Origin of the sequence: Curtobacterium sp. PhB191, assembly GCF_004346515.1 — a bacterium.
GTDB lineage: Bacteria > Actinomycetota > Actinomycetes > Actinomycetales > Microbacteriaceae > Curtobacterium.
In genome coordinates, this window is sequence record NZ_SMBV01000005.1 from 306,017 (window position 1) to 318,570 (window position 12,554).

The 12,554-nt window shown below is 73.1% G+C and carries 8 protein-coding genes; 3 read left to right on the plus strand and 5 right to left on the minus strand.

Annotated elements, in window-relative coordinates:
• Positions 1–28 precede the first annotated feature (28 nt).
• Genes EDF48_RS10745 through EDF48_RS10755 form a run of 3 tightly spaced genes read left to right on the plus strand, consistent with a single transcriptional unit; the run spans position 29 to position 3,662 of the window.
• Positions 29–943 carry a beta-1,6-N-acetylglucosaminyltransferase gene (locus EDF48_RS10745; RefSeq protein ID WP_165932370.1) on the plus strand — a complete coding sequence of 305 codons (915 nt, stop codon included), beginning with the start codon at positions 29–31 and terminating at the stop codon, positions 941–943.
• The gene (locus tag EDF48_RS10750; protein ID WP_131879865.1) at positions 940–2,484 is read left to right on the plus strand and encodes an oligosaccharide flippase family protein; all 1,545 of its coding nucleotides are present in this window, start codon (positions 940–942) and stop codon (positions 2,482–2,484) included. The genes EDF48_RS10745 and EDF48_RS10750 overlap by 4 nt, the downstream gene beginning before the upstream one ends.
• Complete coding sequence (locus tag EDF48_RS10755; protein ID WP_131879867.1) at positions 2,481–3,662, plus strand: glycosyltransferase family 4 protein; 1,182 nt, start codon at positions 2,481–2,483, stop codon at positions 3,660–3,662. Before EDF48_RS10750 ends, EDF48_RS10755 begins: the two co-directional genes overlap by 4 nt.
• Before the next feature lie 42 nt (positions 3,663–3,704).
• On the opposite strand, the gene EDF48_RS10760 is transcribed toward EDF48_RS10755, so the two are convergent.
• Genes EDF48_RS10760 through EDF48_RS10780 form a run of 5 tightly spaced genes read right to left on the minus strand, consistent with a single transcriptional unit; the run spans position 3,705 to position 12,153 of the window.
• Positions 3,705–4,712, minus strand: coding sequence for a glycoside hydrolase family 16 protein (locus EDF48_RS10760; protein ID WP_131879869.1), 1,008 nt, complete (start codon positions 4,710–4,712; stop codon positions 3,705–3,707).
• Positions 4,709–6,718, minus strand: a complete 2,010-nt coding sequence (locus EDF48_RS10765; RefSeq protein ID WP_131879871.1) for a PIG-L family deacetylase — start codon at positions 6,716–6,718, stop codon at positions 4,709–4,711. Before EDF48_RS10765 ends, EDF48_RS10760 begins: the two co-directional genes overlap by 4 nt.
• A complete protein-coding gene (locus EDF48_RS10770) occupies positions 6,705–10,256 on the minus strand; it encodes a glycosyltransferase (RefSeq protein WP_131879874.1) in 3,552 nt (1,183 codons plus the stop codon). The genes EDF48_RS10765 and EDF48_RS10770 overlap by 14 nt, the downstream gene beginning before the upstream one ends.
• The gene (locus tag EDF48_RS10775) at positions 10,253–11,215 is read right to left on the minus strand and encodes a glycosyltransferase family 2 protein (RefSeq protein ID WP_131879876.1); all 963 of its coding nucleotides are present in this window, start codon (positions 11,213–11,215) and stop codon (positions 10,253–10,255) included. Before EDF48_RS10775 ends, EDF48_RS10770 begins: the two co-directional genes overlap by 4 nt.
• The gene (locus EDF48_RS10780) at positions 11,212–12,153 is read right to left on the minus strand and encodes a glycosyltransferase family 2 protein (RefSeq protein ID WP_123937655.1); all 942 of its coding nucleotides are present in this window, start codon (positions 12,151–12,153) and stop codon (positions 11,212–11,214) included. Before EDF48_RS10780 ends, EDF48_RS10775 begins: the two co-directional genes overlap by 4 nt.
• Positions 12,154–12,554 lie beyond the last annotated feature (401 nt).

Consider the following 12,554-nt stretch of genomic DNA (forward strand, 5'->3'; position numbering starts at 1 on the left):
GCTGCCGGGCCCGCTTAGCGTCGCGGACATGGCCATCACTCCCACGCCACTCGCGTGCATCGTCCTCGCCCACGAGGACCCGACGCACGTCCGTCGGCTCGTGGCGGCGCTCGACCCGTTCCCGGTGTTCCTGCACTGCGACGCGAGCACCGACGACGACGTCTTCGAGGCGATGACCGCCGGCCTGCCCGAACGGGTGCACGTGCTGCCACGGATGCGCACCGGGTGGGCGAAGTGGGAGAACGTCGCGGCCGAGGTCGCCGGCTACCGTGCTGCCCTGGCGCAGACCGACGCCACGCACGTGGCGCTGCTGACCGGCAGCGACTACCCGTTGGCCGACGCCGACGAGATCTCGGCGCTCCTGACGGCGAACCCCGGGCGGTCGTTCGTCGAGGCGAAGCCGCTCCCGCACCCCGCGTGGGGTCGCGACGGCGGTCGGTCGCGCGTGCGGTTCCGGCACTGGGCGTGGCGGAAGCACATGCTGCGTCTGCCGGTCCCCCGTCGGGTCCCGCGTGACGTCGTGTTCGGCGGCGGCTCGCAGCTCAAGGTCCTGGCCCGGCACCACGCGCAGGGGGTCGTCGACGTGTTCGACGGGCGCCCCGACCTGGTGGCGTTCTGGGAGCGGGTGTGGATCGGCGACGAGACCTTCGTGCCGTCGGTCCTGCTGACCCCGGCGTTCACCCCGGACTTCGCGGACGCCCACGCGGTGCAGCCGCTCTGGTGGATCGGGTGGGACGGCACGAAGCAGAAGAGCCCGCCGTGGCTCGGGATCGAGGACGCCGGCCGGGTGCTGGAGCGTCGTACCGCGGCTGACCAGTCGACCCCGTACGTGTTCGCCCGGAAGTTCTCGACGTCCCGGAGCACCGACCTGCTCGACGTGGTCGACGCGACCTTCGGGCTCCGCACGTCAGCCGACGACCAGCCGGTGGCGGTGGCACAGTGACCGTCCCCCAGACCCGACGCGAGGCGCGTGCGGCCGAGGCGGCTGCGCTGGCGGCACAGCCCGACGACGACGAGCTCGAGGCGTCCGTGCAGCCCGCGGCCCCCGGCGCGCTGTCCACCGACACGGACTCGATCGCCGTCGCACGCGGCTCGTCCGTCCTGTTCGGCCGGGGCCTGCTCTACGTGGTCGTCTGGTCGATGCAGCTCGTCGTGAGCTCGCTGATCTCCCCCGTGCTCGCGCACCTGATGCCACCGGCCGAGTTCGGCGTGCTGGCCTCGGCGATCGCGCTGTACCAGGCCCTGGTGGTCGTGGCCGTCTGCGGCATCGACCAGGCGTCGGTGCTGCAGCGCGCCGAGGACGGCGACGACCGGCGTGCCCGGGGCCTGATGTTCGTCGGCATGGTCACCGCGGTCACCGTCACCGTGTTCGCCCTGGTGTCGATCCCGCTCTGGGGCGACGCCGCGGGCTTCGTCGACCAGCACCCCCTGCTGCTGGTCGCCGTGCTCTGGACCGGGCCCGCCGCGATCGTGCAGCTGTCCCTCGCGCTGCTCGTCGCCCAGGACCGCATCCGCGTGTTCGCCGTGACGAGCCTGCTGTCGTCCGTCGGCGGGTCGATCATCGGTCTCGGGCTCCTCGCCGCCGTGCACGCTGACGCGACCACGTACGCGTGGGGTGGGGTCGTGGCGCAGGGTGCCGCGATGGTCATCGGCATCATCGCCACGAAGCCGCGGTTCCGCGGGCTCTTCGACCACCGCACCACGGTCCGGGCGTTCAAGCTCGGTGTCCCGATCGCGCTCGGCAGCCTGTCGTACTTCGTCCTGAACGCCGGTGACCGGCTCGTTGTGCAGCGCCTGCTCGGTGCCGACGAGGTGGCCCGCTACCAGATCGCCTACGTCGTCGGCTCCGCGGTCATCCTGCTGCTGACCTTCACGAACCAGGCCTGGGCGCCGCACTTCGCCGCCCTCCGCGACGCCGTGGCCCGCCGCCGGCTCGCCATGCACGCCCGGGACGAGCTCTACATGCTCCTCGCCCCCGTGCTCGTCGCCGTCACCCTCGTGTCGCCGGTGGCGCTGCCGATCCTGGCCCCGGCGTCGTACCGGGTCGAGTCCCTCACCGTCGTCGTCTTCGTGGTCGCCCTGACCGCGTTCCCGGTGGTCGCGAGCGGTGCGACCGGCCGGCTCCTGCTGGTCGAGCGCCGCGGCGTGACGGTCGGCGTCATCGGCGCCGTCGCCGGTGTCGTGAACATCGCGGCGAACCTGGTGCTGGTGCCCCTGACGGGCATCGTCGGCGCGGGCATCGCCACGGTCATCGCCTACGCCATCCTCGCCGCGCTGCAGCAGGCCTCCCTGCCGGACCGCCGTGAGTGGCGCGGCCCCCGACGCCGGGTGCTGCTCGCCATCGCGATCGCGATCGTCGTCGCTGCGGCCTCGCTCCTCCCGCCGCAGGACCTGGCGTGGAACATCGTGCGCATCGTCGGCGTCGCCGCGTGCCTGCCCTGGTTCTTCCGCCGCCTGAAACTCGCTCGCGGAGGATCCGCATGACCCGTTCCACCCCCCGTCCGCTGCGTGTCGTCGTCGCCACCAACGGACTCGCCATCACCGGCGGTGTCGAACGCTGCGTCGTCGAGGACGTCGGCGAGCTCGTCGCAGCCGGCCACGACGTCGAGGTGTGGCACCGCGCCGGTCCGGACGGCGACCCGGACGAGGGCCGCGCGGTGTTCGACCGGCTCGGTGTCCGACTGCGCCACGCCCGCGACTACCGCTTCGGCATCCGGACCGCCCCGACGGACGTGTTCCGCTTCGTCCGTGAGGGCCTGCGCCTCCGCCGGTCACGCCCGGACGTGCTGTGGCTGAACCGTCCGGAGTTCCTGCCGTGGGGCCGCGTCGTGTCCTTCGTGTCCGGCGTCCCCCTGGCCGTGCACCTGCACCACGCCCCGAACTACCGTCGGCTCGGCCCGTTCGCCGGCGGCCGGACCCGGTACCTCGCGGTCTCGGCGGCGATGGCCCGTGCGTGGACCGCCGTCGGTGCCCCGCCGGACCGCGTCGACGTGGTCCCGAACGGCGTCGACACCGCGGCGTTCCCCGCCGCCACGCCGGCGAGCACGCGCCGAGCACGCGCTGCGCTCGGCCTCGACCAGGACCGCCCCGTGGTGCTCTACTACGGACGGCTCACGCGGTCGAAGGGCGTCCTGGCCCTCCTGGAGGCGTGGGGTCGCGTCCACGCGTCGGCCCGCGTCCTCGTCGGGCCCGGCACACCGCCCGCCCCGGCTCCGGTGCTCGTCCTGGCGGGTGCGCTGTACCCGCAGGACGCCCCCGCCGTGCACCGCGCGATCGCCGCGTTGCCCGAGGGAGCCGTGGTCGTGGTGCCCGAGCGCGACGACGTCGTCCCCCTGCTGCACGCCGCCGACGTCGTGGTGGCTCCCTCCATCGAGCCCGAGGGGTTCGGCCGCGTGGTCGTCGAGGCGATGTCCACCGGACGCCCCGTCGTCGCGGCGGCGTCGGGCGGCACCGCCGAGATCCTCAGCGGCGAGTGGACGCGCTTCACCGTCGACCCCACCGAGACCGCCGCGCTGGCCGACAAGGTCCTCGAGGCGCTGCACGCGGCCGAGACCGAACCCGGTCTCGCGGACCGGTGCCGAGCCTGGGTGCGGGACCGGTACGGCCGGGAGCGGCACGTCGCGGCGCTGCTCCGGGCGCTCGAGGCGCACGCAAAGCACTGATGGACGAAGACCGAGCGGTGCCGACGACGACGTCGGCACCGCTCAGTCGTTCGGGTCCGTCGTCGCGGTGTCGTCCGGCAGCGACGCGCTCGGCGCGGCACCGTCCGCCGGCACGTCGATCGTCATCCAGTCGATGAGGAGCGACCCGGCGGCGTCCGCCGGTGGGTTCCCGTCGTTCGACCCGGCCTGCACCACGAGGTGCATCCGAGCGGTCGGGATGTTCTCCGTGGTCGTGCCGACGACCTCGTCGTCGACCAGGAACGACATCCGGTCGGCGGTCCACTCGATCGTGTAGGTGTGCCAGTCCTTCAGCGACGCCTCGGTCTGCTGGTGGATGCACTTCTCGGCGGGGTCGGCCAGGCAGTGCACGTTCAGCCAGGCGGGCGCACCGAGCGCCCCCTCGGGGAAGTCGATCTCACCGTCCGACCACAGGTTCTCGTCGCTCCACAGCAGCACGGCGACGCCGTAGCCGTCGACCTCGTCGCTGCGCATCCGGATGCTGTACCGGCCGGCGGTCTGCCCGCCCCACTCGCCGTCGACGAGCGGCACGACACCGCCCGCCAGCGGCACCCCGGCGCGCGTGGTGCGCAGACGCACGTCGAGCACGCCGTCGTGCGCCGACAGGGTGGACGCCTGGTAGCGTCCCGTCCCCGCGGTGTCGGCGAACCCGTGGTACGCGACGAACCGGTCCGAGTACCGGGACTCGAAGGTCCGGTTCGTGGCGGCGTCGGCGAAGTCCTCGCCGAACACCCGGGTCCACCCCTCGGGCTCGGAGCTCGGCATCGAGACGCCGCTCGGGTCGTCGAGGGTCACGTCGTCACCGTTCGCCGTGGTGGTCGCGGTCGTGGTGCCGGCGACGATGCCGGCAGCCACGAGCAGGGCGCCGGCCGCGAGCGCGGTCCGGCGGGTGCCGGGGCGCCGCGGCGGTCGGTGCCGGGACAGGCCGCGACCGTGTGCCGGTGGGGCGCCGTGGGCCGATGCCGCGTCGTCGGCGACGTGTTCCGACCAGGTGGGGCGGGCCTCCTGGCCGTCGCCCTGCTCGTCGGTCACCCGGTCGTCCACGCGCGGATCTCGGAGAGACCGACGTTGCCGGTGCTGTTCGAGACGCCCGTCACCGTGAACCGCACCCAGGTGACGTCACGCGGGGTGAAGTCGACCGTCAGGGCGTCGCCGCCGTTCGGCAGTGTGCCCACCGCGACCTGGCTGCCGTCCGAGAACGTCAGGGTGCCGCTGGTGACCTGGTCCGAGCTGTTCGGGCGGTCGTTCAGGACGATCCGACCGAGGTGCTGCGAGGCGGCCCAGTCCAGCTGGATCCACACCCCGGTCCGGCCCCACGGGGCGACCCACTCGGCCGTCGGGTTGTCGGGGTAGCCCGACACGACGCCGTCGACGGCCTTCGCGACGGTCTGCCCGGTGGACTGGTCGTCCCACGCGGCGGTCGGGGTGGCCGACCCGGTGACGTCCGACAGCGTCGGCGTCGGGTTCGGCGTCGGCGTCGGGGTGGGCGTGGGGGTCGGCGTCGGCGTGGGCGTCGGCGTGGTGTCCGCCGGCCGGAACGCCCGGATCTCGGCGAGGCCGACGTTCCGGGTCGTGCTGCTCACGGAACCGACCGTGAACCGCACCCAGGTGACCTGGCGGGCGCTGAACGCGACACGCTGCACGGCTCCCCCGTTGTCGAGCGACGGGACGGCGACGCTGGTGCCGTCGGAGAACGTCAGCGTGCCGCCGGTCACCTGGTCGTCGCTGTTCGGCCGGTCGGCCAGGTCGATCTCGTGCAGGGTGGTTCCCGCGGACCAGTTCAGCTGGATCCACGTGCCCGCCCGGCCGCCGGGCGCCGCCCACTCGGCCGTCGGAGCGTCCGGGTAGCCGCTCACGACGCCGTCGACGGCCTTCACGGCGGTCTGACCGTCGGCCGGGTTCTCGGCGCTCGCGGTGACGGTCGCGCCGGCGGTGACGTCGGTGCCCTGCGAGGTCGGCGGGTCCGTCGGGGGCTGGGCCGACGAGCCGACGGCGTACTGCCGGCTCAGCCAGGAGCCCTCCGGGCGCGACGCGCAGGCGGAGGTGGAACCACAGGTCTCACCGTCGTACGCGGCGTAGGCGAAGAAGGCGGCGGCCTTCGCGGCCGTCTGCGCGGAGCTCAGGTTCGACGGGCGGTCCGCGATCGGGTACCCGAGGTAGCCCGTGAACGTGTGCGTCGCCGTGTAGGCGGACTGCGCCTGGTCGGCGAGGTACGCGACGGTGTGGTGGTCGCTGTGGTCGCCGTCGCCGTACGTGCCGCCGTGGTCGAGCGTGTGGACCTCGGTCGGCGCGTACCCGGTGACGAGCCCGGAGAACGTCGCGCGCAGGTCGGTCAGCGAGAAGGAGGTCGGTTGGGCTGCCCCGGCGACGGTGTGGATCGTGGAGATCTGACCCTCGTAGAGCTTCTCCAGGCTCTCGCTGCCCGTGGCCGCGAAGCCGGAGCCGTCGATGTTGCCGTCCGGCAGCTCGAGGAACACCAGGCTGAGCCGCGGGGCCGTCGCCAGGGTCGCCGTGCGCAGCGTGTGGCCGGCGACCGAGAGCTGCCCGGCGGTCCAGTTCGACGAGACGCCGGCGATCGACGCGTACGACGCCATCAACCCGTTCTCGCGGGACTGCCAGTACCAGGCGGGCTTGCCGGCGTCACCGGCGGTGACGATGACCGAGCGGACGCACTTGCCGGCGTCGATGTCGGCGCGGAGCTCGGTGCCTGAGAACAGCAGGTCGTCGTCGGCGTGCGCCACCATCGTGAGGACCCGGCCGGCGCTGCAGTCGGCGTTCGCGGCGGCCGTGCCACCCGTCGGTGTGCTGCTGGGCGTCGGCGTCGGTGTGGGCGTCGGCGTGGGCGTCGGCGTCGGCGTGCTGGTCGGTGTGCTCGGCGGTGGTGTCTTCCGACCCCGTGCGTCGGCGGACATCGCACCGCCGGGTCCGACGATGACGGCGACGACCGCCAGGACCCCCAGGACCGCCGCGGCGGACGCGGCGCGCGTGCGCCACGTCCGCCGGGAGGCCCGGGCCGTGCGTTCCTCAGTTCGTCGCATGCGCCAGCCCAGCCGGGGTCAGTTCGTAGACGGCGGTGGTGCCGGAGCCGAAGACGCGCTTCCAGTAGGGCGAGTCGGCCATCGCGGCCGCGAGCTCCTGGTAGTCGGCGTCGGTCTGGTACCCGTACCGCTCGTCGTAGGCGCCGAAGGGTTCGGCGACCAGTGCGTAGTACTTCGTCGCCGGCCAGTCCAGGACGAGCTGGCGGGTCATCGTGGACACGTCGGCCTCGGCGTCGTAGCCCTCCGGCTCCGGGTACGCCCCGAGGACCTCGCGGGACAGCGCCCCGACGTCGAAGTAGCGTGCGCCGGTGTTGCTCGGGACGGCGTTCGCCGAACCGGTCAGCAGCATCATGGAGCCCTTCGGCGCGGTCGCGTCGTAGAACTGCGTCGCCGCCGACTGGCTGCGCGTCGGGACGCGGTTCCAGTCGAGGGCGGTCTGACCGAACGCGCCGATGCCGACCATCGCGGCGACCGCGGCCGCAGCGACGACGACCTTGACCGCCGTGGGCTGCACCGCACGGGTGACGAGTCGACCGACGGGAGCCAGCCGGCCGCTGGGCATCGGGAGCCCCGCCGCCAGGATCGCGATCCACGGTGTCGCGAACAGCACGACGCGGAAGATGCCCTCCTGGCCGTAGTTCGTCGCGACGAGCAGCGAGATCGGGCTCGCTGCCGTGGCCAGCAGTCCCCAGTGCACGCGGTCGCGGCGCATCAGCACGGTGATCACGGCGACGAGGCCGAGGACCACGAGCGCCGCCGCGGGGATGTCGAACGCGAGCCGTGTGACGAGCGGCTTCGGCAGGACCGTCATGTCGTGCGACGGCGGCTGCACGTTGTCGAGCACCTTGCCGACGGCTCCCAGGGACAGGAACTTGCCGAGGATGTCGTCGTTCAGCAGGGCGAAGCCGACGGCCGGGACGAGCACCACGACGGGCAGCCACCAGGGGCGGAGCAGTCGGAACACGATGAGCGTCACGAGTGCGGCGACCGTCAGGTACGGGGAGATCTGGTGGGTGACGACCAGCACGATGCCGATCAGGGTGATCGCGATGATCCGGGACAGGCCGACGCGGCGGGCCCGCAGGATCGTCGAGCGGACGCCGTCGGCGGCGGTCACCGCGGTGCGTCGCAGCGGGCCGACGGCCAGCACGAGGATCACCAGGGACATCAGGATGCCCACCGACTGCGGCGAGAAGTACGTCGTGTTGAGCGAGCCGGTCATCGCGGTCAGGAACGCGGCGATCCAGGGGCGACGGTTGCCCGGCAGCCAGTTGGCGGCCAGGACCCCGACGGCGATCGTCGTGCTGAAGGCCAGCAGGACGGGGACCCACGCGGCGATGGTCATCGCGTTGTCGATCCCGCCGACGTCCGCGACCCAGGCGCCGCCGGCGAACAGGCCGGACCACGTCTGGAAGATGTCGGCGGCGGGGTTCGTCGAACCCCAGCGGCGGATGTACTCGAGCACGCCGATGTGACGGGCGGCCGCCATCACGGTGGGCATGCCGTAGGTGATGGCCTGTGCGAGCTGGATCGACCCGCCGAGCACGACGACCGGGATCGCGAGTCCGCGACCGCGCACCAGGGCGACGACGGCAGCGGCGACGACGATCGCCAGTCCGATGACCAGGCCGGGGCCGAGCGACCCGAACAGCCCGTCCGGCACCGGGTCGCCGATGTGTGTGAGCGCGGCGACGACGATGACGAGCAGGCCGACGACCGAGCCGGCGGTGACGGTGTTGGTGGTGGTCCAGCGCCGGGCCGTGGCGCCCTCGGCGGCCGGCTCGAGGCGGGCGCGCTGCAGTTCGGCGACGTCACGCGGCACGGCGATCGCCAGGGCGACGGCGGTGAGCACGACGACCCCGACGAACGGCACCGTGGGGTTCCAGAGCTGGAACGTCGCCATCGTGTAGCCGATGCCGATCGTGCCGACGAGCGACGCCGTGACCGCGAAGACGCTGAAGCGTGCCAGCGGCATCGGGCGGACGAGCAGCAGGGGTGCGACGCCGAGCAGCGCGAACAGGTACACGCCGATCGCACTCCCCCGCAGTACCGGGAGTCCGGCGATCGCGGCGACCCCGGCGACGAGGAGCGTCAGGACGACGATCGCCGCTGCGGTGAGTCGTGCGATCGGGCTCATCGCGTCCACCGCGAGCGGGCGGGCGGGACCGGCCGAGGCCAGACCGTGCCGGAGCTCGTGGCGACCGCGGGCGTTCCGGTCGATCGTGCCACCACCACGCAGTCGTTCGACGAGCGCCAGGAACGGCGCCGTCAGGACCGAGCGCTGCTCGACCCCGCGCAGCCGCCGCTGGGTGGCGGCGAACTCGGCGTCGACCGCGTCGGGCACGCGGTCCGCGTCACCGGGCTGGTCGCCGGCGATGTCCGTCGCACGGTCGCCCTGCTCGAGGCCGAGTCGTGCGAAGGCGCTGAGCGCCTCGGGCGCTGCGTCCACCGATGCGGTGAGCGACTCGCGGTCGATGGCGTTCTTGGTCATCCAGGCTCCGAGTCCGTGGCCGTGCGCGGCTGCAGCGGCGCGGAGCGACGCGACGTCGTCCGCCGATCGCTGCCACGCGATGGCGGCCGGTTCGACGGCGATCGCGGATCCGGCGAACAGCAGTCGTGTGAAGAGGTCGAGGTCGTCGCCGGCACCGACGCGGGTGCCCGGTCCGAAGGCGGTGTCGAAGCCGCCGATCCGGAGCGCGGTCGCGCGGTGCACGGCGAGGTTGTCACCGGTGCCGTAGGCAGCGGCGGCGAAGGGGTGGTGCGGGGGCGCGTCGTCGGTGTCGTCGAGGCGGAACACCCGACGGCGGACGGTGCGGCCGGCTGCGGTGCGGTCGTCGTGCCAGCGCTGCGCGGGGGTGCGCAGTTCGGCGCTCGGGACGAGCCCGGTGACGCAGGCGACGTCGGGGTCCGCGGCGAAGGCGGTGGCCAACGCGGCGACCCAGTCACCGTCCACGACGGCGCCCTCGGCGACGAACGCGACGACCTCGCCGCTCGCGGCGAGGAGTCCGGCGTTGCGGGCGGCGGCGAGGCCACCGGTCGGCGCGGCGATCGTGGTGACGCGCCGACCGCCGATCTCGACCGTCGCGGTGCCGCTGTCGTCGGCGCCGTGCGAGACGACGACGACGTCGAAGTCGGGGTACTCGTTGGCGAGCACCGACCGCATGGTGGTGCCAGCGGCCCCGTCCGTGCAGAGCACCACGGTGACGGACGGCAGCACCAGACCTGCTGCCGGCCGACGCTCGGGCACCGGCATCGGCCGGATCGCGCGCTGGAGGGTGCGGACGTCGATGGTCCCGCCGATGCGGCGACGCTCGGTGATGTCCGCCTCGACGAAGCCGAGCGGCTCGCCGTGGTCGCGGACGAGCAGTCGAGCGCGCCGGTAGCCCGCGGCGCCCTCGAGTGCGACCACGTCACGGTGGCTGGACGCGTGCACGTCGGCGCGGTCGACCTCGCCGACCCACAGGGCGCCGTCCCACGTCGGGGACAGCGGCCCGGTCACGATCGGCGAGATGACCATCGCCAGGGTCGCGCGGGTCACCGCGTCCCCACCGGCTGGGGGACGGGGGCGGCCGCCGGGGTGCGGACGACGACGCCGCCGAGGACACGACCGACGGCGTAGCCCGTGACGGTCGACGCGACGGAGAGCACGATCGCGAAGGCACGCAGGGCACCGCCACGACCGATGTGGCGCAGTTCGCGCAGCACCGCTCCGGGGATGACCTTCGTCAGGTACGTCGACTCGCTGGCGAGCGAGTCACCCGTGCCGACGCGACGGCTCAGGACGGCCTTCGAGATGCCCTCGTAGTAGCTGCGACGGCGCAGGTAGCGCATCGTCACGCGGTCCGGGGAGACCCGGTGCGAGACGTTCGAGCGCGGTTCGTGGCGGATGCGCGCACCCGGACGGGCCTGGGCGATGCGGATGCAGAGTTCGGTCTCCTCGCAGCCGAGCGGCTGGTTGCCGACGCGGCCGATGCCGGAGCGGAACCCGCCGGCGAGCATGATCGCGTCACGGCGGAACGCCATGCTCGAGCCGATGACGTTGCGCACGTCGCCGGGGGTCTCGGGCAGGCCGCGGTAGGAGCAGCCGACGATCCAGAGGAGTTCGTCGGCGTACGGGCCGGCACCGGTGGCGGTGGGCCAGGACGGTGTGGCCCGGCCGCCGACGCCGACGACGTCCGGGTCCTCGAGGGCGGCGAGCATGTGGCCGAGCCAGTCCGGGTCGGCCGTCGCGTCGTCGTCCAGGAACGCGACGACGTCGGCGTCGGTGAGGGCGACGCCCGTGTTGCGGGCACCGGACAGGCCGCGGTCCTCGGTGTTCGGGACGACGCGGAGCTCGGGCCAGCGTGCCGCGGCGCGGGCGAGGAGCTCGGGTTCGTGGTCGATCACGACGACGACCTCGGGGGCCTCGGGCTGGCGCTTGGCGGACTCGACGCTGTCCTGCAGGTCGCCCCAGCGCTGCTGGGTGTAGGCGCAGATGACGACCGCGACGGTCGTCACGCGACTTCCTCCTCGAGGCTGGCGACGGCCGCGACGGGGGCGCCGTGCGGGGCGTGCGCGCCGAGCGGGGCGTGCCCGGCCGCGTGGACCGGAGCGTGCGGTGCGGAAGCGTGCGGTGCGGCGGCGTGCGGCACGGCGGCCAGCTGCTCGGCCGGCGGCACGACGCTCATCGCGGCGCGACGGACCTCGGAGCGGCCGATCGCTGCGCGACGACGCTCGTGCATGATCGACTTCAGCACCCGGATGCCGTCGGTCACGGCGTTCAGGTTGCTCGAGCCGTGCACGCGGAGCTTCTCGTGGCTGGGGACCTCGGTGATCGCGAGCTCGGCGGCCGACCAGCGGCAGGTGAGCACGGTCTCGATCTCGAACCCGTCGCCCCAGAGCATCGAGCCGTCGGACGGCTTCGGCAACTCGGAGGACAGCAGGCCGATCTCCGGCAGGACGTCGGCCCAGAAGGCGTTGTAGCCGTAGCAGAGGTCGCTGTAGCGGGTGCCGAGGATGATGTTGCAGAGCATGTTCAGGCCACGGTTGCCCAGGTTGCGGACGATCGTGATGTCGTCACTGCCGCCGCCGAGCGAGTAGCGGGTGCCCTTCGCGACGTCGGCGCCCTCGACGAGTGCCTGCACGAAGCGCGGGATCTCGTCCGGGTCGGCGGAGCAGTCGGCGTCGAACATGACGACGACGTCGCCGGTGACGGCCTCGAACCCGCAGGCGAGGGCGTTGCCCTTGCCCTTGCGGGTCTGGTGCACGACGCGGATGTCGGGCATCACGCGCTGCGCGGTGGCGATGGTGTCGTCGACGGAGTTGCCGTCGACCAGGATCACCTCGTACACCGGCGGGAGCTTCGGCAGGATGATCTCGAGGTTTCGGGCCTCGTTCCGCGCCGGGATGACGACGGAGACCCTCGGGTCTGCAGGGCGAACGGTACGTGCGGGCATGGGCGCGGTCCTGTCGGGTCAGGGTTGCTGTCGGGTTGTGGCTCGTGTGACGAGCGGCGCGTCCTCGGATGACGCATCGACGACGGTGACCGTCGTCGGTCGAGCAGCGGGACGCGGGTACGACGCCGCCGGCTTCGCAGGTGAGTGGGTACTCTCCCCCGCGTGTCCAACCATCGTCGCGGGCTGGCAGGCGGTCAATGCGCGGTGCGGTCCATTGCGGACACTCGGCCGCGGATACGGAAACCCGCAACACCGCGTGCCGGCCACATGCCGTGGACGCACCGACAGGCGGACGGGAGGCGCGGCGCCAGTGAACTGGTCCCGGTTTGTTGGACCGTGAAGTCAGATTAGGCCGCGAGGGCGTGAGCTCGGTATTGAACCGGGCTCATGCCCTCGAGTCG

Bases quoted from the DNA above. Each gene is read 5' to 3' on its own strand.
- EDF48_RS10745 (WP_165932370.1), top strand. From the start codon at position 29: ATGGCCATCACTCCCACGCCACTCGCGTGCATCGTCCTCGCCCACGAG.
- EDF48_RS10755 (WP_131879867.1), top strand. From the start codon at position 2,481: ATGACCCGTTCCACCCCCCGTCCGCTGCGTGTCGTCGTCGCCACCAAC.
- EDF48_RS10765 (WP_131879871.1), bottom strand. From the start codon at position 6,718: ATGCGACGAACTGAGGAACGCACGGCCCGGGCCTCCCGGCGGACGTGG.
- EDF48_RS10780 (WP_123937655.1), bottom strand. From the start codon at position 12,153: ATGCCCGCACGTACCGTTCGCCCTGCAGACCCGAGGGTCTCCGTCGTC.